The following is a 23,561-nucleotide window of genomic DNA, read 5'->3' on the forward strand; positions in this document are numbered from 1 at the left end:
AGGATAGTGGATTTTCGACAGTTTAAAACATAGAAACATACTTTTATTATAACGTAAATTACCATTTTAAGTGAAAAAATTTGAGCGATTTCTTTGCTATTGATGATTCTCTGATGTAAAATAAAGTTAGTCAAAAAAGGTCAAACTTTTTTAAAAAAATAGCAATGGGTATAGAAAGTATATAAAACATGATGAAGAAGGAGTGCTAGTTATGCAATTTCAACAAACAGATAACCAAAAACCATTAGAGCAATTTGGACGTAACTTAATTGAAGAAATTAAAAAAGGTAAAATGGATCCTGTTATTGGGCGTGATGAGGAGATTCGTAATGTTATTCGTATTCTAACACGCAAAACTAAAAATAATCCTGTATTAATCGGTGAACCGGGTGTTGGGAAAACAGCCATTGTAGAAGGATTGGCGCAGCGCATTGTAAAAGGCGATGTACCAGAGGGCTTGAAGGAGTGTGTACTATATGAGCTTGATATGAGTGCATTAATTGCAGGTGCAAGCTATCGTGGCCAATTTGAGGAACGTTTAAAGGGTGTATTAAAAGAAGTAAAGGAATCTGAAGGGCGAATTATTTTATTTATTGATGAAATTCATACAATTGTGGGTGCAGGAAAAACGGATGGTGCTATGGATGCAGGGAATATGTTGAAGCCAATGCTAGCCCGCGGTGAGCTACATTGTATTGGTGCTACAACATTGGATGAATATCGTATGTATATTGAAAAAGACCCTGCTTTAGAACGACGCTTTCAACAGGTGCTTGTCCGTGAACCATCTATAGAGGATACAGTTTCTATTTTACGTGGCTTAAAGGAGCGCTTTGAATTGCATCATGCTGTACGTATTCATGATCGAGCGATTGTAGCTGCGGCAGAACTATCAAATCGTTATATTACAGAGCGTTTTTTACCAGATAAAGCAATTGATTTAATCGATGAAGCCTGTGCCATGATTCGTACAGAAATTGATTCCATGCCACAGGAATTAGATGCAGTAACGCGTCGTATTATGCAGCTAGAAATTGAGGAACAAGCCTTACGTAAGGAAAAAGATGAAGTAAGTAAAAAGCGCCTCGAGCAGCTCCGCGAGGAATTAGTAAAGTTAAAAGAGTCCTCTGAAGGCATGCGACAACAGTGGGAAGCAGAAAAAGAAATGCTACATGATATTCAGAAAAAACGTGAAACATTGGATAAATACCGCCGTGATTTAGATGAAGCGGAAGGAAAATATGACTTAAATAAAGCTGCTGAATTACGGCATGGTAAAATTCCAACATTAGAAAAAGAAATTCAAACATTAGAGCAGCAATTAGAGCATGGCGCAGAATCACGTATTTTACGTGAAGAGGTAACGTCTGAGGAAATCGCTGCAATCGTTTCACGTTGGACAGGCATTCCTGTTACAAAATTAGTGGAGGGTGAGCGTGAAAAGTTATTACGCTTAAAAGATACGCTGCATGAACGCGTGGTTGGGCAAGATACAGCCGTTCAATTAGTGACAGAAGCAGTATGGCGTGCACGTGCAGGCATTAAAGATCCACAACGTCCGATTGGTAGCTTTTTATTCCTAGGCCCAACAGGAGTTGGTAAAACAGAGCTAGCCAAAGCACTTGCTGCACAATTATTTGATTCAGAGGATCATTTTATTCGTATTGATATGAGTGAATATATGGAAAAGCATAGTGTGTCTCGTCTTGTCGGTGCACCTCCTGGCTATATCGGCTATGAAGAGGGGGGACAATTAACAGAGGCTGTCCGTCGCAATCCTTATGCTGTTGTCCTATTAGATGAAATCGAAAAGGCACATCCAGATGTAGCCAATATTTTATTGCAAATTTTAGATGATGGTCGCATTACGGATAGCCAAGGACGTATGGTGAACTTTACAAATACCGTTGTTATTTTAACATCCAATATTGGCTCTAATTATTTAATGGAGGCAAAGGAAGATGATACAACAGTTGAAGATTTAGTAATGGCTGCGCTTCGCCAACATTTTAAACCAGAGCTATTAAATCGTATGGATGATATTATCCTTTTCCATGCGCTATCTGATCAGCATTTTACAGCCATTACTTGGAAATATGTGGAGCAGCTTATAAAACGTGTGGCGGAACAGGACATTACATTGGCTATTGATCAAGAAGTAATTGATTGGGTTGTAGAACAAGGAGCAGATCCCCAATTTGGGGCAAGACCGTTAAAACGCTTTGTACAACGACATATTGAAACAGCTGTGGCGAAGGAACTTTTACGTGGTGAGATATTACCAGGAGAAACATTGCATGTCACAATGCGTGATGGGCAATGTGTGGTGGAACAATAAAAGAAAAACCTGTTTCGCATGATGCGGAACAGGTTTTCTAATTGCATTAATGATGATCTGCAGCCTCTGGTGTAGGATCGTTTGGAATAATGGCACCAATAACAAAAATTAGGATGGAGAATACAACAGAAATGATTGCTCCAACTTTAAAATCAAATGGTGCACCAAGCACAGAGCTGACTACATAGTTTAACATTGACACTAGTAGGAATGACCATATAAACGTCACAATGTATTGCATTAATTTCACCTCAACCGAACTTTTTTCAATCACAAAGTTTTACTCATATTCATTATCATATCATAACATAAATCGAAAAAAAATGAATCTTTTATGAATTTGTCACAATTCTAGAACGGTGCTCAAAAGTAAGGAAGCTTCGCTCAAAAAGAGTGAGTAGTCGCTCAAAAGCAAGGGAATTCGGCTCAAAAAAGTGAAGATTCGCCCAAAAGTAGAGTCACTCCGCTCAATAACAGCAAGATGTCCCTTAAAGTGATCAAAATGTTATCACTAAAATACAATAATCGTAAATCATCTTGCACCCTTCCTTTACTATGCGTTATAATTATGACCAGTTACTAATAATTGATAGTAAGAAAGCTGAGGGGTTGCTATATGAACGCTGGTATTATAGGAATTGGTAAATACGTTCCTGAGAAGGTCGTGACAAATGTTGATTTAGAAAAAATAATGGATACTTCGGATGAATGGATTCGTACGCGAACAGGCATTGAAGAGCGTCATTTTGCGGCAGATGATCAGGAAACTTCAGATTTAGCAGTAGCTGCTGCCAAAGAAGCTATTGCAAAAGCAGGCATTACACCAGAGGAAATTGGCTTAATACTTGTAGCAACTGTAACGCAGGATCAAACTTTTCCAAGTGTAGCATGTATGGTGCAGGAGCAAATCGGAGCAGTAAATGCAGCGGCGATGGATCAAGCAGCAGCATGTGCAGGATTTATATATAGTTTAGTGACAGCCAAGCATTTTGTAGAGGCAAATACTTATAAATATGTCTTAGTAGTAGGTGTAGAAAAGCTATCTAAAGTCATTGATTGGCAGGATCGTAATACAGCTGTCCTATTTGGAGACGGAGCAAGTGCAGCCATCGTTGGTCCAGTATCTGAAGGTAGAGGTATTTTATCTTTTGAGCTTGGTGCAGATGGAACAGGTGGTAAAAATCTTTATTTAACAAAACAAGACACAATTGCGATGAATGGTCGTGAAGTATTTAAGTTTGCAGTACGTCAAATGGGTGAATCGGCTGTTAATGTATTAGAAAAAGCTGGTTTAACAAAAGAAGATGTTGATTTTTTAGTGCCACACCAAGCAAATATAAGAATTATGGAGTCTGCTCGTGAGCGCTTAGAGCTACCACCAGAAAAAATGTCAAAAACGATTCACAAATATGGCAATACTTCTGCGGCTTCTATTGGTATTTCTTTGGTAGATGAGCTTGAAGCAGGTAAAATTAAAGAGGATGATTTATTAGTCCTAGTTGGTTTTGGCGGCGGTTTAACATGGGGTGCCGTTACTATGAGATGGGGCAAATAACAATGAAAAATGCTAGAGGGGAGCAAGAAAATGAGTAAACGACGAGTAGTAATTACAGGAATTGGCGCAGTGACACCGCTAGGAAATAGCATTGAAGAAACATGGGCTAATATTAAAGCGGGTAAATCTGGCGTTGGTGAGCTAACACGTTTAAATAAAGATCTTTTTGCAGCGAAAATTGCGGCAGAAGTAAAAGATTTTAATATTGAACAATATGTGGATCGCAAAGAAGCACGTAAAATGGATCGTTTCACGCAATACGCATTAGCCGCTTCTATTATGGCAATGGAAGATGCACAGCTAACAATTGATGAGGAGCTTGCACCACGCGCAGGAGTTTGGATTGGTTCTGGTATCGGAGGTATGGAAACATATGAACAACAGTTTTTAACATTCCAAGAGCGCGGTGCAAGACGTGTTAGCCCATTCTTTATTCCAATGATGATTCCTGATATGGCTTCGGGTCAGGTGTCGATTCATTTTGGTGCAAAGGGCATTAACTCTTGCTCGGTAACGGCATGTGCTTCAGGTACAAACTCAATTGGTGATGCTTTTAAGGTAATTGAACGTGGCGATGCAGATGTGATGATTTCAGGTGGAGCTGAATCGCCAATCGTGACAATGGCTGTGGCGGGCTTCTGTGCCAATACAGCTTTATCCTTAAATCAAGACCCACAAACTGCCTGTCGTCCATTTGATAAAAACCGCGATGGCTTTATTATCGCGGAAGGTGCAGGCATTGTTGTTTTAGAAGAATATGAACATGCTAAAGCTCGCGGTGCTAAAATCTATGCTGAAGTGTTAGGCTATGGAGCAACGGGTGATGCGCATCATATTACGGCTCCAGCTCCTGAGGGTGAGGGGGCAGCACGTGCCATGGCACAAGCATTGACAGATGGCGGTGTAGAGCCAGCACAAGTTGACTATATCAATGCACATGGTACAAGTACGCCTTACAATGATTTATTTGAAACACAAGCGGTTAAAACAGTGTTTGGTGAACATGCCTATAAGCTTGCAATGAGCTCGACAAAGTCGATGACAGGTCATTTACTAGGAGCAGCCGGCGGTATAGAAGCTATTTTTACAGCGCTTGCCTTAAAAGAAGGTATATTACCACCAACAATCAATCTAACAGAGCCAGACCCTGAGTGTGATTTAGATTATGTACCAAATGAAGCACGTACAGCAGAGATTCAATACGCAATGAGTAATTCACTTGGCTTTGGTGGTCATAATGCTAGCCTTTTATTTAAAAAATATGAAGCATAAGTAGCGCTTCTAAATTTAAAAAACGTCAGCCAAATTTTTAATGGCTGACGTCTTTTTTTATAGTTTTGTGAATACATGATAAGTAAGAAGAAATAGAAAGGATGCCGCTACTGTGTTTCGTCTTTTTATATTTTTAGTAAGCTATGGCTTAATGATTCTCTCACTAGGAAATTTGATACTGTACTTAAATTATCGTACTCTTGGCTATTCCTGGAAAGTTGTATTTAAATTTATTTTTCAAACAACAGAATTTTATATGGCTATCGGAGCCTGTATCATATTATGCGCTGTTGTCCTTGATATTGGTTTTGATCGATCGGCAGACAAGCTATAATTTAGCGACGCGTGCGGCCAAGACCCATACCTTCCTCCATACGTTTTAATGTGGCACTAGCAATGGCATTTGCTTTTTCAGCACCCTCGTCTAAGATAATATCTAACTCAGCAGATTCCACTAAATTATAGAATCTGTCTTGAATAGGTGCCAGATGTTCAATAACCGCTGTTGCAACACCCTGTTTGAAGCCACCATAGCCAATACCATCATATTTTTTCACAAGGTCTTCAATCGTTACCCCTGAAATGGCAGATTCAATTGTTAATAAATTTGACACACCTGGTTTATTTTCAATATCAAATGCCACAATACCATCAGAATCTGTAACCGCTGATTTAATTTTTTTCTCGATGTCCTTTGCTGTATCTAATAGCTTGATGGTTGCTTTTGTATTTGGATCAGATTTGCTCATTTTTTTCGTTGGCTCTTGTAAAGATTTAATACGAGCGCCTGCTTTTGGTAATTGAATTTCTGGAATCGTAAAAACATCTCCATAGCGTTTGTTAAAGCGCTCTGCAAGATCACGTGTTAATTCAATATGCTGCTTCTGATCATCACCAACAGGAACAATATTTGTGTTGTACAGTAAAATATCCGCAGCCATTAATGGCGGATATGTTAAAAGGGCAGCAGATACGCTTTCCTTGCCATGTGATTTATCTTTAAATTGTGTCATACGTTCAAGTTCCCCGATGGACGCAACACATTGTAGCATCCAACTTGCTTGAGCATGTGCTGGTACCTCTGATTGAATAAATAAGGTCGATTTTTTAGGATCAATTCCCGTAGCAATATAAGTAGCAGCTAACTTACGAATATTGTCACGCAATTCCTTTGGGTCTTGTGCGACTGTAATAGCATGTTGATCAACGATACAATAAATAGCATTTCCTTCGTCCTGTAATGCAGGGAATTGCTTAAAGGCTCCTAAATAGTTCCCCAACGTGACGATTCCTGTTGGCTGTACACCTGAAAAAATAGTTGTCATTAAAATTTCCTCCTTGGCTAAAAAAATGGATTACGCCTTGGCTGCGCTTTGCCGTGGTTTAGACAGAATCAAAATAAAAAAACATCATGCGCCCTTATTAGATTTTTTCTAATGAAGGGACGAATGATGTTTGAATCCGCGGTACCACCCAGCTTGCCGAAATCGGCCACTCTGCTTCGTAACGTGAAGGGACGAGCTTTGCTAATAGTTGAACACGTTCACAAAGCTAACTCAGAAGTCCATTCCATATACCTCCACGATCTGTTTGCAGCAACCACAGACTCTCTACACGTTTTAGCATATGTACTACTCTTCGTCAGCGTTTTTCCTTAATGTAATGTATAATTGCAAAGAATTATATTATAAAGATTAAATTATGTAAAGTCAGACTTTTGGCGGTGTTTTTTTTCGAAAAAAAATTATATGCTTTTCTTGTTGCATAATTTTGTTAAAAATAAAATTATTTTTAGTAAGTTTACGTTTTGGTGTACACGTCAAATTGACAATATTCTCGTTTAATTTCTGTAAATGAGAACAAATAAGAGTAGAGACAGATGTTTAAAAAGTGTGGAAAGTGGGAATATTAGTAGTAGTCATCTGAGCCGTAAGAAAAGATAGATAGGTGGAAATATATAAAAAGACAGAATATTTAGTTAGGCAATCCGTCTTTTTTTTATTGGAACTATATTCAAATACAACAGAGTGCTGTATAATGTTAATGTGTATCGTACATTACATTAATTCTAATTTAACACACTAGTTTATAGATAATGATTACAAAAGGAAGGGATGTGTCAGAATGATCGTAACGTTATTTACATCACCAAGCTGTACTTCTTGTCGTAAAGCAAAAGCATGGTTAGAGGAACATGAAATTCCATATACAGAGCGAAATATATTTTCTGAACCATTAAGCATTAGTGAAATAAAAAAAATTTTGCGCATGACTGAAGATGGAACAGACGAAATTATTTCTACTCGCTCAAAAATATTCCAAAAATTAAATGTCGATGTTGAAAGCTTACCGCTACAACGTTTATATGAATTAATTCAGGAATACCCTGGATTATTACGTCGACCAATTATTTTAGATGAAAAACGTCTACAAGTAGGCTATAACGAAGATGAAATTCGCCGCTTTTTACCTCGTAAAGTTCGTGCTTATCAGCTACAAGAAGCTCAGCGTGTAGTGAATTAATCGTATCATTTCTGAATAATATAAGTAGTAGATGTTACAAATGTAAAATACATATTGTGACATCTATTTTTTTGTGGTTTACTTTAGGTAAATCCTTCTCTATAAAGTATAATAATTAATAGGAAAGAGTCATATATTTCCGTAAAAGTATGTTAAACTTGATTTAAGATAGATAGTTTACTACAATTTCAATAATTCAAATAACTTCTGTGAAACGGTGTATATCCTTTTCATTTTATGACAAAACAGCATACAATAGAGATAGGGATAACTGTAAATAAAAAATTTTATATTTACAGCTCCTCAAGTGATTTTATTGTAGTGTGGTCAAAGGTTGAAAAACAATTGTGGTATGAAGGTTAAAATTAATGAATAAAAGCATACTAATGAAACAAAGCTGTTTTTCGACATATGACAGTGAAGGGAGATGAGGTCTAGTGGACATCGAACGTGTAAATGAAAATACACTCAAGCTCTTTATTACGTACAATGATATAGAGGATCGCGGCTATAGTCGTGAAGAGATTTGGTACAATCGAGCGAAGGGTGAGCAACTTTTTTGGGATATGATTGATGAAGTAAACACGGAGGATTATTTTGATGTAGAAGGTCCGATTTGGATTCATATCAATGCATCTGAAGTGGGCTTGGAAATCATTGTCACACGTGCACATATTTTAAAAGACGGTGAAACATTAGATGGTCATTCGAATTTTGATGAACACAAAGATATGTTTGCACCATTTGATGAGGTTGGAGAGGATCTTCTTAGCCAGCTAACTCAATTTGGTGATATGGATGAGTCAGAGTTGTTTATGGATACAGATATTTATGTTTATAAATTTAAAGATATTGATGAGTTAATCCCTGTTGCCAAACGAATGACAGACGAATTAGTGGATTCCTCATTATTCAAATATGAAAATTGGTACTATTTAGTTGTTGATTTCGGCAATGCAGATGAGGAATTAAATCGTCATGATCGAAATGCAGTGATCAAGGAATTTTTAACACCATCCAATTTTACCATCCATCGTTTAGAGGAATATGGTGAAAAAATCATGGAATTTAATTGCTTTGAAACTGTTCGAAAATATTTTGCTTAAGCATAGAAGCTTCTGATTCTTTCAAGCATTGAGGCTGTAGTGAACTCAAGTAACTTCTTGAGATTCACTACCGTCTTTTTTTATTGATAAATAGCCGCATTTATTAAATTTTAAGAAAAAACCTCTTTTTATTTGTTTATTTCTTCTATACTCGATTATAGTTGGCTAAAAAGGAGCTGATGCTATGCTGATTGCCTATACCGATCAACAGCAGCTTTTTCTTCCCTATCAATATACGAGGGAGACTTTACAGCGATATAGGCGGCAAATAAAATTTCTTTGTCCGCAATGCTTAGAGCCAGTTCAGCTTAAAATGGGTCATTATAATATCCCTCATTTTGCTCATCTTGCCAAAAATCAATGTGACCAATTCTTTGCAGAAGGAGAATCTAAATTGCATTTACAAGGGAAGATTCAATTATTTGAATGGCTGCAAAAGCTTGGGCATAAAGTGGAGCTAGAGCCATTTTTAAACACTCTTTCTCAACGTCCAGATTTACTTGTTACAATAGCAGATAATCGCTTCGCATTTGAATTTCAATGCAGTGCCATCTCTCACGAAAAATGGCAGCAGCGAACAACGGGCTATGAAAAACATCATATACAGCCAGTTTGGCTTTTTCAAACACCCTCACAAAAACAAACAATAAACGGCATTAGCAAACTTAAAATTTCTCCATTACTCCAAAAAGCATTGATATCAACTAAAACAGAATTCCCTTATTTAATCACCTATAATGCGTTAACAGCAAAATTTATCTATTGGACGAATCTTCTCCATGTTCATGGGCATACTTTTATAGGCAAAGTACAAGAAATTCCTCTAGCTAAGCAATGTTTTCCGTTTTACCAACCTACATGTATTACCCAGCAAGAGTTTCAGCAGTATTGGCAGCTTTATAAAGACGCTTGTAGACAATTTGCGTATGGGCGATTACTGTATAGTAAAAAAGGTGTGCAAGATCCATTTTTACGATATTGTTATGAATTACAGCTTTCACCCAGTGCTATCCCTTTATTTATTGGCATACCCGTCAAAGAAGGGGCTGCTATTCCTTTATGTGCTAGTGAATGGCAAATAATGCTGCTCCATTTTAGTAAGCAATTATGCTTACAACCTCATGTATTAACAAGAGATCATATTGAACATTTTTTAAATAAACATAAGCTTGAAGTAACAGAGCAAGCCATAAAGGCTGTTCAATCCTATAGTCTTTTATGGAAGGCTATTGATGATAAACAAGACTTGTCAGATATTTGTGAGCAAGTCTATGTACAATTAGTTGCAATTGCCACAATATACTGAGAAAATATGAGAGTAAAAGGAAAAAAGCACATATAAAGGGGGGCTAGCATATATGGCTAGTAACAATAATCAGGTCTTACTGAGAAGTGAAGTACCAGAGGCGCTAACTTGGCGTTTAGAGGATATTTTTGCCACAGATGCACTTTGGGAAGAGGAATTTAAAGAAGTTGCAGAGCTTGCCAAAAAAGCCTCTAGTTATGCAGGTACGCTTACTAATGGAGCAGCGGCATTATTGGCTACTTTACAGTATCACGATCATATTTATGAGCGTGCCATGAAGCTCTACACATATGCCCATATGCGTTACGATCAAGACACAACAAATAGCCTATATCAGGATATGAACAGTCGTATTCAAACATTGGCAACAAATATTTCAGCTAGCCTATCATTCTTAACACCTGAAATCCTAGCTTTAAGTGAAGAAACCATTGAAAGCTATTTAGCAGAAAATCAAGACCTGCAATTATATAAGCAATCGTTACAAGAAATTACAATGGCACGCCCACATGTTTTGCCAGCAGAACAAGAAGCATTATTAGCACAAATGGCAGAGGTCACTGGCACAGCTTCCAATACATTTGGCATGTTAAATAATGCCGATATGGAATTCCCTTATGTAAAGAACGAAGAGGGCGAAGAGGTACAGCTAACGCATGGTAACTATATTAAATTTTTAGAGAGCAAGGATCGTGCTGTACGTGAAGGTGCATTTAAAGCCATGTATAAAACATATGGTAAATTTAAAAATACTTTCTCAGCAACGCTTACAGGCAATGTGAAGAAGCATAATGTGAGTGCACGTATTCGTCATTATGATTCTGCACGCCATGCAGCCATGTCGAATAACTTTATTCCGGAAAATGTTTATGACCAATTGGTTGAAACCATTCATAAGCATTTACCAGCAATGCAACGCTATATTGCATTGCGTAAAAAGCTATTAGGTGTGGACGAGTTGCATATGTGGGATTTATTTGCACCGCTTGTGAAAGAAGTCGATATGAAGGTTACGTATGATGAAGCGCAAGAAATCTTAGTAAAGGCTTTAGCGCCATTAGGTAAGGAATATCAATCCATTGTTCAAAGTGGATTTGATCAGCGTTGGGTCGATGTGCTAGAGAATAAAGGGAAGCGCAGTGGAGCTTATTCATCAGGCACATATGGCACAAACCCCTATATTTTAATGAACTGGCAAGACAATGTGAATAATTTATTTACATTGGCACATGAATTTGGACATAGTGTTCATAGCTATTATTCACGAAACAATCAGCCGTTTGTTTATGGCAACTATTCTATCTTTGTAGCCGAGGTAGCCTCTACATGTAATGAAGAGCTACTAAATGATTATTTGCTGAAAACAATTGACGACCCACAGCAAAAAATTTATTTATTAAATCATTGGCTAGATGGTTTTAGAAGCACGGTGTTTAGACAAACAATGTTTGCGGAATTTGAACATCTGATTCATCAAATGGATAGCAATGGCGAGGCTTTAACAGCAGAGCGTTTAACAGAGGTTTATTATGAGTTAAATAAAAAATACTTCGGTGATGATATTGTAGTGGATGAGGAAATCGGCTTAGAATGGGCACGTATCCCGCATTTCTATTACAATTACTATGTTTATCAATATGCGACAGGTAAATCAGCGGCAACGGCATTAAGTAAGCAAATTTTAGAGGAGGGTGCGCCAGCTGTAGAACGTTATATTAATAACTTCTTAAAGGCAGGCTGCTCGGATTTCCCAATTGAAGTATTAAAGGCTGCAGGTGTTGATATGAATGTTGCGAAGCCAATTGATGATGCATGTAAAGTCTTTGAAGAACGTTTAAATGAATTAGAAAAATTATTGTTAGATAATTAATTGATGAGGCTGTAGGACGATTCCTATAGCCTCTTTTAAGTAGTGTTTAGATATTTTTGAAAAAAGAATAATGATTTTTTTTGATTTCCAAGTAGATTAAAAGTGTCAATCTTGGAAAAATACTGTTTGAAATCGCTTTCTATTTGACAAATTTGTGAAACTACTATTGGTTTCATTGATATATATATTATTCCGTGATAAAGTAAGTCCTGTGAAATAAATCACAAAACAAACATACACCCCTTTGTTTGAACGTGAACATTTCTCCCATCCCCTTTGTGAAAAAGAAGCGTCTCTATCGATCGAGGATAGAGGCGCTTCTTCGTTTCTATACAAGAAAAAAGTATCCTCTTAAAACTAAAATAAGCGCCAGTGCAGTATACTGCACTGGCGCTTATTTTATCTAATAAACTATTATTTAAGACGCCATAATGTAGCGTGAGTTGTCTGGATTCGTTCAATTTTTTGTTGCAGCATACGCTTCTTTAGTTCGCGTTCTGCTGCTTGCTCTGTTAATGAATAAATAAAGGCAATTTCATTTGTAGAAAGTGTATGGAATTTAGAAAATAAGTCCTCAATTGTTGGTAATGGCTGACGTACAAGCTGCTCACTCAGCATCTCTTGTAAAATATGTTCGTAAACTTCATAGGCATAACTGCCGCTGACTTTTAGCCCCTCATCTTCAATGCATTCATTGAAAAATACAATACTCGGTACTTCATCAACTTCCATTTCACGCTTAATATATAAATCACATTGAAAAGCTCGTGCTGCTTCCTTTGAACCAAAGTCCACCGTAAACTCATTCATATCAAGCTGAACATCCTCAGCAATTTTTAATAGCGTTGCATAAGAGTTGACATCTTGATAATTGAGTAAGACGTATTCCTGTAATTTTGACAAATAGCGCGTACCTGCACGTTTCCCCTGTAATTCGGCTGCTTTAATCGCAATAGATGGTAAAACAGGATGATTAATATCAAGTTCTATGCCAGATATACAACCTTTGACACGTTTACTTAAGCAGTTTAAAGAAGTAAGTTCTGTGCTTAAAACGAAGCGCCATGTAAAGTAATGGTTGTATTCAAGCTGTAGCTTACGAAGAGTAGCCTGCATACTAAAAGCTTCAGGGCATAGTGGATCTATGAAAATATACAATTCAATTGGCTTATTAGTAGTAGAGATTGTTGGTACTGGCTCTTGTATCATTTGAATATTATTCACGTAACAATTCCCCCTCATCGTCATTTGGCGTATTAACCATGTGATGAGCTGTTAATACTAGGCGTTGATAATAAGTTTCACGGAATTTCCCTTCTAAGCCCACCTCATCCATTGCTTCAGCCATGCATTCTAGCCACGCTTGTGCACGGTCTGGTGTAATTGGAAAATTCATATGACGTGCACGCATCATTGGATGTCCGTGTTCTTCAGTAAAAAGATTGGGTCCACCTAAATATTGTGTTTGAAATTGAATTTGTTTACGGATTGTCTCTGTTAAATCTTTCGGAAAAATTGGGATAAGATCAGGATGCTGAGCAACTCTTTTATAGAAAGCATGAATAAGTTCTGACAGTTTTTCAGCTCCCAGCTCCTCATAAGGAACAGTGTATTTTCGATTCATAAATTATATGCTCCTTTTATTCTTTATAGCATAAAGTATTATTTCGATACTTTATCACCACAAAAATGTGAAATTCTTGTGTCTATCCTCATTCTATCAACGTCTTTTCGTTTACACAAATAAAGCGCTCTTACGAATTGTTGTTCGCTATAAACGCACAAATTTCACCACAAAGGGTGAAATTTGCGAAAAAACATGATGATGTGCTTACACGGTGAAGTAATTCATTACTTTTTTGACATAATTCTGTGTTTCTTTGAAAGGTGGAATGCCCCCATATTTTGTAACACGGGAAGCGCCTGCATTATAGGCAGCTAATGCCAATGTTGGATCATTGTTAAACTTATCAAGCATTTGACGCAAATAGTTAGCACCAGCCATAATGTTTTGTTCTGGATCAAAGGCGTTGGTAACCCCTAAATATTGCGCGGTTTTAGGCATTAATTGCATTAAGCCCTGTGCTCCAGCACGACTTACGACTGTTGGATTAAAATTAGATTCTTGTTTGATGACAGCTGCAATTAATTTAGCAGGTACATGATAAGTGGCCGCAGCTTTTTCAATAATCGCAGCATACTGATTGGCTCCTGCTAATGTATTTGCATAGGCTGTTGAGCCAATTACATCACCAGAGACATAGGAATCAAGCTTTGTATTTATATGGCTATTGGCTAGTGCCTGCTTAACGGATTCAGGTATGAATACAGCATTAGACCCTTTGTATAGCAGTGACTCCAAAGTGTTTTGGTCTGATAAAGAAGTAAGTTGCCCTAGTTGATTGGAAAAATCAGTATAGTTAGTTGTGCCTGTTGCAAGTAAACTAGATAATTTTGCATTATTAGCTGTCGATGCATCCCCCAATATTTCATGAATCATGTCAGAAAAGATCGTATTATTACTGGTTAAACTGTTTGTTGAGGAACTTGAGGTAGCTCCTAATGTTTGTAATGCTTGAATTTCGAGTAAAGATTTTAGTGATTGGATATCCAAGGAGTCCGTCACCTTCCTTTTTTCATAAGGATTTTTGTGCTTGTAATGCCTTCATAAAGCGAGCAATTTTTTTATTTGTGTTATGCTTTTGAATACCGTATTGTTGTAAAAAATTGTCGAAAATGGTCTTTCCTTTTATTGCATCATTTGTTTCATATTCTACCTCATAATCATCGCACTGCAAATAGTAAGAATGATCAAAAACAAGAAGTCCCTCTCGATACGGAATTTCAACGCGGTCTGTTGTCAGGGAGCCGAATACATATAGTTGCTCTAACGGAACATTGTGAAGCGCCAGTCTTTTCGCTACTTCTTGTGCATAAAAGCCCTCGCCCTTCAGCATTTTTTTTGCCTGCTCTGCGGTTAATTCATCGGTTGTTTCGAGGTGAATATGTTCTGCATTTTTTTCCTTCAGTGTACATTCATAATAATGATTGATCTGTCTAATTCGTAGCCCACTTTGCAGATTTCGAATAGCCTGAGTAGGTGTATCAAAATAATGATTTGTTTGACGATGGATAACATCTGTGTGGATATGGAAAGCTTGTAATAATTGCTCGTATTGCTGTTTTGTTAAGAGGTTTTTAAACTCAATTTCAATTTCTTGTGCCATATATAGTCACCGCTTTTATTTTTTATTTTTCATTCATTGTTTTGCTTGATTTAATATTTACACACTGCAACTATTTACCCTGTGTGCTAAAATAAGAGAGAGAGTACAACGAAAAGGGGAACCGCATGTGCGTAAAATTTATACAATAGAAACATCAAATTTTGAACAAGATCAACTTCATTTTAGTTTAAACGACAATGAAGAAAAATTACAGTTAAAACCTGCTGGACAGCTCATTGCAGATTCTGATGACTTTGCATTTGTTTATTTACTGGATGCAGGCGAAGACTATCATTACTTGCGTTTTCCACTGAGTAGTTGGGAAAATCTTGTACATATTTTGCAAAAAAAAGAAAACCCCATACTGCGAATTGGGGAAGCAAGTATTGAGCTGACAAATTTCTACGATGAATTGGAAATGCTCGTGTATAATATTGAGGGGAATTTCAATTATGGGGCAGAATTTGTCCAAGCGGTGGAACAACATTTTAGAGCAATTCTTGCTGAATAGAAAGACATAACGAACAGACGGTGTTCGCTATCGAATGTCGGGAGGTTTTTGCGATGGGGCAGTGGGAAATCTTTTTAAGTCCTTATAAACAGGCAGTAGATGAATTAAAAGTAAAGCTAAAGGGGATGCGCTCCCAATTTGGAATTATTAATACCAATTCGCCGGTTGAGTTTGTCACAGGACGTGTTAAGCCTTTAGCAAGTATATATGATAAAACATTAGAAAAGGGACTAGCATTTGAGCCTTCTAAACAGCTTGGTGACGAACTCGGTGATATTGCTGGGCTTCGTATTATGTGCCAATTTGTTGATGATATTGCGACAGTTACAGAGCTAATTCGTCAACGAAATGATATGCGTGTAGTGGAAGAACGGGATTATATTACACATAATAAGCCAAGTGGCTACCGCTCCTACCATATGATTGTTGAATATCCTGTTGAAACCATTCAGGGGAAAAAGGTAGTGTTAGCGGAAATTCAAATACGAACACTCGCAATGAATTTTTGGGCATCGATTGAGCATTCCTTAAATTATAAATATAAGGGTATGTTTCCAGAGGAAATTAAAAATCGTCTACAAAGTGCAGCAGAGGCAGCATTTCGCTTGGATGAAGAAATGTCATCGATTCGCAGTGAAATTCAAGAGGCGCAAGCTTATTTTAGTGAATATAAAGAAGCATCGAATCCTAGTTTACTATCGGAAAAGGAGCGTGACACATAATGAAATTTTCAATTCAATCACGTAGAGATGCGCAATCCAATGAACTAGCAGAGTTAGCTAAAACCTATTTGCAGGATTTCGGTCTAACGTATGATGAGGAAACACCAGAAATTGTTGTTTCGATTGGTGGAGACGGTACACTTTTACATGCCTTTCATCGCTATTTGCATTTATTAGATCAGGTAGCATTTGTCGGTATCCATACAGGACATTTAGGCTTTTATGCGGATTGGAAGCCATCTGAATTAGAAAAGCTAGTGCTGTCCATTGCGAAAAAGGACTTTAATGTTGTGGAATATCCATTATTAGAGGTGAAGGTAGAGCATCATAATGCTGACTCAAATACGTATCTCGCCTTAAATGAAGCTACTGTCAAATCACCTGATGTTACGCTGGTGATGGATGTTGAGTTAAATGGCAATCAATTTGAACGTTTTCGAGGAGATGGGCTTTGTGTGTCAACGCCATCTGGTAGTACAGCCTATAATAAAGCGCTTGGAGGAGCCATTATCCATCCAACATTAGCAGCGCTCCAAGTGACTGAAATCGCCTCGATTAATAATCGTGTGTTCCGAACAGTTGGCTCACCATTAATTTTACCAGCCCACCATCATTGCGTATTGCGTCCAGTAAATGATCAGAATTTTAATATGACTGTTGACCATTTGCAAATTACGCAAGGCGATGTCAAGGCGATTGCTTTTAATGTTGCCAATGAAAAGGTACGATTTGCACGATTCCGTCCATTCCCATTTTGGGAGCGCGTGCATGAATCATTTGTAGCGAATGAATAAAATGGACCCAAGATTTACATTGCAATTTATCGCTAAAAAAGACGGTCAATTGTTAAGAGAGGCTCTTCAGGAATGGCGTATTTCTAAGCGTGCCGTAACAGCTATTAAATTTGATGGTGGCTTATTGACAGTCAATGGTGTGGAGCACAATGTCAGATATATTCTTCAGCTTGGTGATTGTGTGGAGGTAACATTTCCACCAGAGAAAAAAAGTGATGGGCTTGCGGTTGAGCATGGTGATTTAACCATTGTTTATGAGGATGAAGCGATTCTAATAGTAGAGAAGCCTGCTCATCAAAATACGATTCCCTCACGGGAGCATCCAACTGGTAGTATTGCAAATCTGGTGTGTGGCCACTTTCAGCAGCAGGGTTTAGCATCTACCGCTCATATTGTGACAAGGCTGGATCATGATACATCGGGTTTACTGTGTATCGCTAAGCATGCATATATTCATCATCTAACAGGACTTGCGCAGCGCAGTAGAGAAATTTCAAGAAAATATGAGGCAATTGTGCATGGTCATATCGAACACGATAGCCAATCCATTATAGCACCTATAGGTCGTAAAAAAACGAGTATTATTGAGCGAGAGGTACGTGCAGATGGGCAATACGCACAGACAGATGTCACCGTGTTAAAACGCTTTTTTCTCAATTCTGAACCAATGACCTATATACGCCTGCAATTGCATACAGGGCGTACCCATCAAATTCGGGTGCATATGGCTTATCTGGGACATCCCCTTGTTGGTGATGATCTTTATGGAGGAAGTCGTCATTTTATTGACCGTCAAGCCCTGCATTGTGTATCTCTCGAGATAGCGCATCCGTTAACAAATGAGCCTTTACAATTCACAAGTATGCTACCTGACGATATGCTTAGGCTAGTAAAGCTATCCTGTCTATAACGGGCTGCGAAATTTTTAGTTTGTGTTCCTCTACCAATTAGTGAGAAATAAAGAAACCCGTCACTAATTGAAGGTTCACTTTATCTTTATAATAAAGGGGATGTTCGCACAAACGGGCATCTCCTTATCATGTTTAAAGAGGTTATTTTCTTAACAGTTTCTTAACAAAAAAATAACGTAGGTAAGGTATAGTAAAATAAAAGATTTTTCTTATTTTTCAAAGATATTCGGCTAGGAAATTTAATTTTCTACTAACATATAAAGACGCGTTAAAATAACGTAAAAAGGATTTGCAAAAAAAGGTCCAATCACTCTATTATATAGAAGGTGGATTTACGGCATTGCCCGTAACATTGATTAAAAGCTCGGAAGGAGGGGACAAGCATGATAGAGGAAAGAAATGAAAAGGATGATGTGCAATTTGACGAGGCACATTTACGAGAAATGCTCGAAGCACATAATATTGACGCATTCCGTGATGAGTTTTTAGAGCTTCATCCATATGATCAGGCAACGTTTTATGAAAAGGTGGAGCCTGATATAAGGAAGATCATCTATTCGTTCTTGTCTCCGACAGAAATGGCTGATATTTTTGAGGCAATCGATATTGAAGATGATGAGTATAAAGCGTATCTTGCTGAAATGGACCCATCCTATGGTGCAGAAATGCTGTCCCATATGTATGCGGATGATGCAGCAGATGTCTTAAATGAACTGGATATAGCGCAACGTGAAAGCTATTTAGAAATGATGGATGAGGAAACAGCTGATGAGATTAATGAGCTGTTAAGCTATAGTGAGGATACAGCTGGTTCCATTATGACCACTGAATATGTCGCTATTCCAGAAAATTCAACTGTTCGTTCAGCGATGGCTATTTTGCGAAAAGAAGCACCAGATGCGGAAACCATTTATTATATTTTCGTGGTAGATGAAAATCACCGCTTGACAGGTGTTATTTCGTTACGAGATTTAATTATTGCAGATGAGGATACACGTATTCGCTCCATTATGAATGAACGTGTCGTTATGGTACATGTAGATGATGATCAAGAAGAAGTTGCCCAAATTATGAAAGACTATAATTTCTTAGCAACACCTGTTATCGACCATGAAGGTGAATTGCTTGGGATTATTACAGTTGATGATATTATTGACGTTATTGATGAGGAGGCCTCTGAGGACTATTCTAAATTAGCGGGTATTTCGGATATGGATAAGTTTGATGTCACGCCATTGCAAGCAGCTAAGAAACGTTTGCCCTGGCTTGTGGTACTACTATTTTTAGGAATGCTGACAGCTAATTTAATGGGGCAATTTGAGGATACCTTAGATAAAGTTGCTCTGCTGGCAGTATTTATTCCTTTAATTTCAGGAACCTCAGGAAATAGTGGCACACAGGCATTGGCCGTGGCAATACGAGGAATTGCAACAGGAGATGTTGAAGAGCATAGTAAATTTAAGCTTCTTCTTCGTGAAGCGGGTACAGGTTTAATGTCAGGTGTTGTTTGTGGATTAATTGTGATTGGTATTGTTTATTTTTGGAAGCAAGAGCTTGTTCTAGGTATGCTAGTAGGGGCAGCGCTTTGTGGCTCCATTTTAGTCGCAACATTAGCAGGATCATTTATTCCTCTGTTAATGCACCGCTTGAAAATAGATCCAGCTGTGGCATCAGGACCTTTTATTACAACGTTAAATGATATTACAAGTATTTTAATTTACTTAGGGTTGGCGACAGTTTTCCTAAGTCAAATAGGCTAAGAACCAAATGACTTGCTTTCGCATATTGTATGGAAAAAAGGGAAGTGAGTAATGTGAGTCGAGAGCCACGCTTGTTTATAAAATCACCATCGTACTTTTTAAATATTTCAAAGATGTTGCATGAGCTTGATTTGGATGAAAGTACGTCTGTCTATGTAAGGGACTATGTAGATGATGAACCAGCAGCGAGCGAAGATAGAGTGGAGGATATACAGATTGATCCGTACTTGCTAAAGCAGCTTCAATTTTTAGAAAAGCCGTTTCGTCAAAAAGCCTATCAACCATTGTTAGTTTGCTTGAAGGATGGGAGAAAATTAACGGGTACTGCCTCAGATGTCCAAAAGGATTCTTTAATGTTGACATCATTAGAATTAAAAACACAGGAAATCATTTATTTTGAAGATATACAACAAATACTTTGGCGTGGAAAGAAATTGCCAACATTGTAAAAAAAGTGTACAGCAGAGGATGCTGTACACTTTTTTATGTGTGTGTGTCAAAGGTGAAAAAATTAGTCACAAATCCCTAAGTCAACATCAGCGATACATTGTACAGCGCAGAAGCAAGATAAATCTACAGTGATACAGCTATCTGTTGAGTTCCAGTCATCTACTTTGCAGATTTTTTTCATGTTTACGCAACAACCGTCACGGCTTAATAAGTCTACTGTACTTTCACTAGAGTCAAATGTACATAATGGCTCTAAAACACGTAAAGTTGCACAGCACTCATCAAACATATCTTCTACACGGAAGAAAACAGATGTACAAATACAAGGATCTGCTGTTGGAGAATTAAAGAAAGCTTTAAATGGAGTACCATCTTTTGTAATTAACATAAATACACGTGTATCTGCATGAGAGCGAGCGGGACTTACAATTCCGCCTAGTGGCTCTAAGAAACAGTTAGCTGTACATGGGGAACACTCATCTCGCACCGCTTGATTTTGAATATCTAAAATAGCGCGAACTACGTCACAAACGCAGCCTGCTGATTGGATTGGTCCAATAGGATTTGTTGGCTTACCACAACCCATATTGTCACCTCCTTTCCTTGTTACTACTTCTACAATATGTACTTTTGAAAAATGGACTCGGGCTTTCGTATATATTCTTCGCATGAATAGTTTTTTTTATTGTGGTGAAACTGTAAAGAAAAGGAGGGTAAAACTTGAGGCTACTAGGAATAACGTTACCTCTCTTAGCTGTTTTGATGCTGTTAAATGGCTGTGCTGAAAAAGAAAAATTTATTGTCTATGGTTCACCACAAAATGAAGGAGAAGTCGAAGCCCTTATAAAAGAAGAAGACTTTGTGGATCGTACAACGGTTATCCAGTATGACGATAGTATGCTTGTTGCAGTACAAATTAAACCATGGGATAAGTGGAAAAAGGCTAAGCTGGAGAAAAAACTACAAAAGAAGTTTGATAAAAAATATCCAAATAAAGATGTGTTTGTGTCCGCTGATTATAAAATTTTTTATGAGGCCAATAAAATAAAAAAGGATCAGATTGAGGATAATAAATTGAGCGATAAAATTACAGAACTCATAAAGCTTGCAAAGGAGGAGACATAAATGGAAAAAGAGCAATATCAACAGTTAGAACAAAATGTCACACCGAAGCCACCCTATTTAAAAAATGTAGCAAAGGCATTCTTTGTTGGCGGTTTTATTTGTGCAATTGGTCAAGCGGTGTCCCTTTTTTACATGATTTTCTTTAATTTTACAGAGGCAACAGCAGGTAATCCAACTGTTGCAACAATGGTATTCTTCGCCATGATTTTAACAGGACTTGGTCTCTATAAAAGAATTGGTCAATTTGCTGGGGCAGGCTCAGCAGTGCCAGTAACAGGCTTCGGGAATGCTGTTATTTCTGCGGCTATCGAACATCGATCAGAAGGGGTGGTACTGGGAGTTGGCGGAAATTTATTTAAGTTAGCAGGGTCAGTTGTTTTATTTGGTGTCGTTTCAGCATTTTTTGTTGCGCTTATTAAATATATTCTTGTGACGATAGGAGTGGTTTCATGGTAATTGTTTTTCAATCGAAGCCATCCCTGTTAGCTGGCGGTGTTGTAGCAGGTCCTTTGGAGAATCGCAGCGTTTTTAGTCAGTATTTTGATGCGGTCTATGATGATGAACGGTGGCAAATGAAAACAAATGAGCAGGGGCATCGTAAAATGATTGAAGAGGCCTGTGAGTTTGCGATGAAAAAAATGAATATACAAAATGGTGATGTTGAGTATTTAATGGGTGGTGACCTAGTCAATCAAATGACACCAACCAATTTTGCTGCTAGAGATTTAGCAATTCCCTTTATTGGCTTATTTTCAGCATGTGCCACGTCTGTCTCTTCTGTTATTATTGCATGCCTGTTAACAGAGCTAGGTGCAGCTAATTTTTCACTTGCTGGCGCATCTAGTCAACATAATTCGATTGAGCGTCAGTTCCGTTACCCAATCAATTATGGTGCGCAAAAACCGCAAACTGCTCAATGGACAGTAACTGCTGCTGGGTATGCATTAATTGGTAAACATCGTGAAGAATACCCTTCTATAGAAGCTGCAACAATTGGTAAATCCATTGATTATGGCATGGATGATCCGTTTCATATGGGAGCAGCGATGGCTCCTGCTGCCTTTCAAACAATTCAGGCTCATTTAGAACAGCGCAATCAAAAAATTTATCATTATGATTTAATTTTAACGGGTGATTTAGGACAGCTAGGCTTAAAGCTGCTAAAAGGTATGTTTGTGGAAAATGGTGTGAAAAATGAAGAGTTAACATTTTTACGTGATGCAGGTGCTGAGTTTTATGGACAGGATGAAGCATTTCAATCTGGAGCAAGTGGGGCAGGCTGTTCGGCAGCTGTTTTTTTTAGCTATGTTCTACAACAAATGCGAGCAGGCAGCTATAAGCGCGTATTACTTGTGGCAACAGGTGCATTATTATCGCCATTGTCCTATCAACAGGGGGAGACCATTCCCTGTACCGCACATGCAATAGAAATTACAATGAAATGAGGCAAGAGCTATGGTAATGACATTTGTATTTGCATTTATTATTGGAGGCATTATTTGCGTCATAGGTCAATTATTAATGGATGTAGGGAATTTAACACCAGCACATACCTTAAGTACATTAGTTGTTTTAGGTGCAATATTGGACGGCATGGGCTTATATGAGCCACTTATTGATTTTGCTGGAGCAGGTGCTACAGTGCCCATTACTTCCTTTGGTAATTCTTTAACACATGGGGCAATGGCTGAGGCAGAAAAACATGGGCTTGTTGGTGTGCTCACAGGTATGTTTGAGGTGACAAGCTCAGGTATCAGTGCAGCCATTGTTTTTGGCTTTATCGGCGCGTTAATTTTTAAACCAAAAGGCAATATTGACTAGACGAATACCCCTCCCATCTCTATGACCAAAACATATTATAGGTTGTAGAAGGGAGGGGTGCTTTTATGGGATATCAAGGCTGGTGCTCACAACAGTATGGGAATAATGTTGGTGGGTGGAATAATAGCTATTGTGGGGGCGACAACAACTATGGTTATGGTTCAACATTTGTTTTAATTGTTGTCCTATTTATCCTTTTAATTATTGTTGGCGCTACTTATATCTAATTGGATGACACAATAACGGCTTTAGCTTTTATTTGAAAGCTAA

Annotated in this window: 25 protein-coding genes and 1 other annotated feature; of the genes, 18 read left to right on the forward strand and 7 right to left on the reverse strand. The window is 37.9% G+C overall.

Features of this window, described 5'->3' with window-relative positions; translation table 11 throughout:
* The first annotated feature begins 211 nt into the window (after nucleotides 1-211).
* Nucleotides 212-2,338: an ATP-dependent Clp protease ATP-binding subunit gene (locus ADM90_RS03445; protein WP_083448445.1), complete on the forward strand. Its 2,127-nt coding sequence runs from the start codon at nucleotides 212-214 to the stop codon at nucleotides 2,336-2,338.
* Between the two features lie 46 nt (nucleotides 2,339-2,384).
* Here the strand turns inward: ADM90_RS03445 and ADM90_RS03450 are convergent, their stop codons facing one another.
* Entirely contained in the window at nucleotides 2,385-2,579 is a 195-nt protein-coding gene (locus tag ADM90_RS03450) for a YjzD family protein (protein ID WP_053994876.1), read from the reverse strand.
* A gap of 375 nt (nucleotides 2,580-2,954) precedes the next feature.
* Between ADM90_RS03450 and ADM90_RS03455 the strand changes: the two genes are divergently transcribed.
* Together ADM90_RS03455 and fabF are read left to right on the forward strand one after the other, a co-directional pair.
* Entirely contained in the window at nucleotides 2,955-3,893 is a 939-nt protein-coding gene (locus ADM90_RS03455) for a beta-ketoacyl-ACP synthase III (protein ID WP_053993670.1), read from the forward strand.
* Between the two features lie 30 nt (nucleotides 3,894-3,923).
* Nucleotides 3,924-5,165, forward strand: a complete 1,242-nt coding sequence (fabF, locus tag ADM90_RS03460) for a beta-ketoacyl-ACP synthase II (protein ID WP_053993671.1) — start codon at nucleotides 3,924-3,926, stop codon at nucleotides 5,163-5,165.
* A 335-nt stretch (nucleotides 5,166-5,500) separates the two neighbouring features.
* On the opposite strand, the gene trpS is transcribed toward fabF, so the two are convergent.
* The gene (gene trpS / locus ADM90_RS03470; protein WP_053993673.1) at nucleotides 5,501-6,490 is read right to left on the reverse strand and encodes a tryptophan--tRNA ligase; all 990 of its coding nucleotides are present in this window, start codon (nucleotides 6,488-6,490) and stop codon (nucleotides 5,501-5,503) included.
* Nucleotides 6,491-6,602: 112 nt separating this feature from the next.
* Nucleotides 6,603-6,819: a binding site (T-box leader), on the reverse strand.
* Nucleotides 6,820-7,292: 473 nt separating this feature from the next.
* Here trpS and spxA point away from each other — a divergent pair.
* The 4 genes from spxA (at nucleotide 7,293) to pepF (ending at nucleotide 11,970) form a co-directional block, all read left to right on the forward strand.
* Nucleotides 7,293-7,688 carry a transcriptional regulator SpxA gene (gene spxA / locus ADM90_RS03475; RefSeq protein ID WP_200908532.1) on the forward strand — a complete coding sequence of 132 codons (396 nt, stop codon included), beginning with the start codon at nucleotides 7,293-7,295 and terminating at the stop codon, nucleotides 7,686-7,688.
* Between the two features lie 437 nt (nucleotides 7,689-8,125).
* On the forward strand, nucleotides 8,126-8,794 hold the full coding sequence (mecA, locus tag ADM90_RS03480; protein WP_053993675.1) for an adaptor protein MecA: 669 nt from the start codon (nucleotides 8,126-8,128) through the stop codon (nucleotides 8,792-8,794).
* Between the two features lie 184 nt (nucleotides 8,795-8,978).
* The gene (locus ADM90_RS03485) at nucleotides 8,979-10,100 is read left to right on the forward strand and encodes a competence protein CoiA (RefSeq protein ID WP_053993676.1); all 1,122 of its coding nucleotides are present in this window, start codon (nucleotides 8,979-8,981) and stop codon (nucleotides 10,098-10,100) included.
* A 52-nt stretch (nucleotides 10,101-10,152) separates the two neighbouring features.
* Nucleotides 10,153-11,970: an oligoendopeptidase F gene (gene pepF / locus ADM90_RS03490; RefSeq protein WP_053993677.1), complete on the forward strand. Its 1,818-nt coding sequence runs from the start codon at nucleotides 10,153-10,155 to the stop codon at nucleotides 11,968-11,970.
* 414 nt (nucleotides 11,971-12,384) lie between these two features.
* On the opposite strand, the gene ADM90_RS03495 is transcribed toward pepF, so the two are convergent.
* From ADM90_RS03495 to ADM90_RS03510, 4 genes are all read right to left on the reverse strand, one after another.
* Entirely contained in the window at nucleotides 12,385-13,194 is an 810-nt protein-coding gene (locus ADM90_RS03495; protein WP_053993678.1) for a DsbA family protein, read from the reverse strand.
* Nucleotides 13,187-13,594, reverse strand: a complete 408-nt coding sequence (locus ADM90_RS03500; protein WP_053993679.1) for a globin domain-containing protein — start codon at nucleotides 13,592-13,594, stop codon at nucleotides 13,187-13,189. The genes ADM90_RS03495 and ADM90_RS03500 overlap by 8 nt, the downstream gene beginning before the upstream one ends.
* Before the next feature lie 207 nt (nucleotides 13,595-13,801).
* On the reverse strand, nucleotides 13,802-14,584 hold the full coding sequence (locus ADM90_RS03505; protein WP_053993680.1) for a lytic transglycosylase domain-containing protein: 783 nt from the start codon (nucleotides 14,582-14,584) through the stop codon (nucleotides 13,802-13,804).
* Between the two features lie 22 nt (nucleotides 14,585-14,606).
* The gene (locus ADM90_RS03510) at nucleotides 14,607-15,197 is read right to left on the reverse strand and encodes a CYTH domain-containing protein (protein WP_053993681.1); all 591 of its coding nucleotides are present in this window, start codon (nucleotides 15,195-15,197) and stop codon (nucleotides 14,607-14,609) included.
* Nucleotides 15,198-15,324: 127 nt separating this feature from the next.
* On the opposite strand from ADM90_RS03510, the gene ADM90_RS03515 reads away from it, so the two are divergent.
* The 6 genes from ADM90_RS03515 to ADM90_RS03540 all read left to right on the forward strand — a co-directional run bounded on the left by ADM90_RS03515 (nucleotide 15,325) and on the right by ADM90_RS03540 (nucleotide 20,344).
* Nucleotides 15,325-15,708, forward strand: a complete 384-nt coding sequence (locus ADM90_RS03515) for a UPF0738 family protein (protein ID WP_053993682.1) — start codon at nucleotides 15,325-15,327, stop codon at nucleotides 15,706-15,708.
* A 53-nt stretch (nucleotides 15,709-15,761) separates the two neighbouring features.
* On the forward strand, nucleotides 15,762-16,430 hold the full coding sequence (locus ADM90_RS03520; RefSeq protein ID WP_053993683.1) for a GTP pyrophosphokinase: 669 nt from the start codon (nucleotides 15,762-15,764) through the stop codon (nucleotides 16,428-16,430).
* Complete coding sequence (locus ADM90_RS03525) at nucleotides 16,430-17,224, forward strand: NAD kinase (RefSeq protein WP_053993684.1); 795 nt, start codon at nucleotides 16,430-16,432, stop codon at nucleotides 17,222-17,224. Before ADM90_RS03520 ends, ADM90_RS03525 begins: the two co-directional genes overlap by 1 nt.
* A 1-nt stretch (nucleotide 17,225) precedes the next feature.
* Complete coding sequence (locus ADM90_RS03530; protein ID WP_053994877.1) at nucleotides 17,226-18,134, forward strand: RluA family pseudouridine synthase; 909 nt, start codon at nucleotides 17,226-17,228, stop codon at nucleotides 18,132-18,134.
* A 384-nt stretch (nucleotides 18,135-18,518) separates the two neighbouring features.
* Nucleotides 18,519-19,895, forward strand: a complete 1,377-nt coding sequence (mgtE, locus tag ADM90_RS03535) for a magnesium transporter (RefSeq protein ID WP_053993685.1) — start codon at nucleotides 18,519-18,521, stop codon at nucleotides 19,893-19,895.
* 53 nt (nucleotides 19,896-19,948) lie between these two features.
* The gene (locus ADM90_RS03540; protein WP_235473294.1) at nucleotides 19,949-20,344 is read left to right on the forward strand and encodes a hypothetical protein; all 396 of its coding nucleotides are present in this window, start codon (nucleotides 19,949-19,951) and stop codon (nucleotides 20,342-20,344) included.
* 62 nt (nucleotides 20,345-20,406) lie between these two features.
* Here the strand turns inward: ADM90_RS03540 and ADM90_RS03545 are convergent, their stop codons facing one another.
* On the reverse strand, nucleotides 20,407-20,931 hold the full coding sequence (locus ADM90_RS03545; protein WP_053993687.1) for a CotY/CotZ family spore coat protein: 525 nt from the start codon (nucleotides 20,929-20,931) through the stop codon (nucleotides 20,407-20,409).
* A 134-nt stretch (nucleotides 20,932-21,065) separates the two neighbouring features.
* On the opposite strand from ADM90_RS03545, the gene ADM90_RS03550 reads away from it, so the two are divergent.
* From ADM90_RS03550 to ADM90_RS23610, 5 genes are all read left to right on the forward strand, one after another.
* Entirely contained in the window at nucleotides 21,066-21,470 is a 405-nt protein-coding gene (locus tag ADM90_RS03550) for a YhcN/YlaJ family sporulation lipoprotein (RefSeq protein WP_235473297.1), read from the forward strand.
* Nucleotides 21,471-21,926: a stage V sporulation protein AC gene (gene spoVAC / locus ADM90_RS03555; protein WP_053993688.1), complete on the forward strand. Its 456-nt coding sequence runs from the start codon at nucleotides 21,471-21,473 to the stop codon at nucleotides 21,924-21,926.
* Entirely contained in the window at nucleotides 21,920-22,915 is a 996-nt protein-coding gene (locus ADM90_RS03560) for a stage V sporulation protein AD (protein ID WP_053993689.1), read from the forward strand. The genes spoVAC and ADM90_RS03560 overlap by 7 nt, the downstream gene beginning before the upstream one ends.
* A 16-nt stretch (nucleotides 22,916-22,931) precedes the next feature.
* On the forward strand, nucleotides 22,932-23,291 hold the full coding sequence (gene spoVAE, locus ADM90_RS03565; protein ID WP_412176974.1) for a stage V sporulation protein AE: 360 nt from the start codon (nucleotides 22,932-22,934) through the stop codon (nucleotides 23,289-23,291).
* Between the two features lie 65 nt (nucleotides 23,292-23,356).
* On the forward strand, nucleotides 23,357-23,518 hold the full coding sequence (locus ADM90_RS23610) for a YjcZ family sporulation protein (protein WP_083448446.1): 162 nt from the start codon (nucleotides 23,357-23,359) through the stop codon (nucleotides 23,516-23,518).
* Nucleotides 23,519-23,561 lie beyond the last annotated feature (43 nt).

Origin of the sequence: Lysinibacillus macroides (assembly GCF_001281525.1) — a bacterium.
Lineage (GTDB): Bacteria > Bacillota > Bacilli > Bacillales_A > Planococcaceae > Lysinibacillus > Lysinibacillus macroides.

Coding starts and splice junctions, on each gene's coding strand:
- ADM90_RS03525 (WP_053993684.1), top strand. CDS start 16,430: ATGAAATTTTCAATTCAATCACGTAGAGATGCGCAATCCAATGAACTA.
- ADM90_RS03485 (WP_053993676.1), top strand. CDS start 8,979: ATGCTGATTGCCTATACCGATCAACAGCAGCTTTTTCTTCCCTATCAA.
- ADM90_RS03510 (WP_053993681.1), bottom strand. CDS start 15,197: ATGGCACAAGAAATTGAAATTGAGTTTAAAAACCTCTTAACAAAACAG.
- mgtE (WP_053993685.1), top strand. CDS start 18,519: ATGATAGAGGAAAGAAATGAAAAGGATGATGTGCAATTTGACGAGGCA.
- trpS (WP_053993673.1), bottom strand. CDS start 6,490: ATGACAACTATTTTTTCAGGTGTACAGCCAACAGGAATCGTCACGTTG.
- ADM90_RS03545 (WP_053993687.1), bottom strand. CDS start 20,931: ATGGGTTGTGGTAAGCCAACAAATCCTATTGGACCAATCCAATCAGCA.
- ADM90_RS03560 (WP_053993689.1), top strand. CDS start 21,920: ATGGTAATTGTTTTTCAATCGAAGCCATCCCTGTTAGCTGGCGGTGTT.
- ADM90_RS03450 (WP_053994876.1), bottom strand. CDS start 2,579: ATGCAATACATTGTGACGTTTATATGGTCATTCCTACTAGTGTCAATG.
- ADM90_RS03520 (WP_053993683.1), top strand. CDS start 15,762: ATGGGGCAGTGGGAAATCTTTTTAAGTCCTTATAAACAGGCAGTAGAT.
- fabF (WP_053993671.1), top strand. CDS start 3,924: ATGAGTAAACGACGAGTAGTAATTACAGGAATTGGCGCAGTGACACCG.
- ADM90_RS03445 (WP_083448445.1), top strand. CDS start 212: ATGCAATTTCAACAAACAGATAACCAAAAACCATTAGAGCAATTTGGA.
- spoVAE (WP_412176974.1), top strand. CDS start 22,932: ATGACATTTGTATTTGCATTTATTATTGGAGGCATTATTTGCGTCATA.
- ADM90_RS03455 (WP_053993670.1), top strand. CDS start 2,955: ATGAACGCTGGTATTATAGGAATTGGTAAATACGTTCCTGAGAAGGTC.
- ADM90_RS03500 (WP_053993679.1), bottom strand. CDS start 13,594: ATGAATCGAAAATACACTGTTCCTTATGAGGAGCTGGGAGCTGAAAAA.
- ADM90_RS23610 (WP_083448446.1), top strand. CDS start 23,357: ATGGGATATCAAGGCTGGTGCTCACAACAGTATGGGAATAATGTTGGT.
- pepF (WP_053993677.1), top strand. CDS start 10,153: ATGGCTAGTAACAATAATCAGGTCTTACTGAGAAGTGAAGTACCAGAG.
- spoVAC (WP_053993688.1), top strand. CDS start 21,471: ATGGAAAAAGAGCAATATCAACAGTTAGAACAAAATGTCACACCGAAG.
- ADM90_RS03530 (WP_053994877.1), top strand. CDS start 17,226: ATGGACCCAAGATTTACATTGCAATTTATCGCTAAAAAAGACGGTCAA.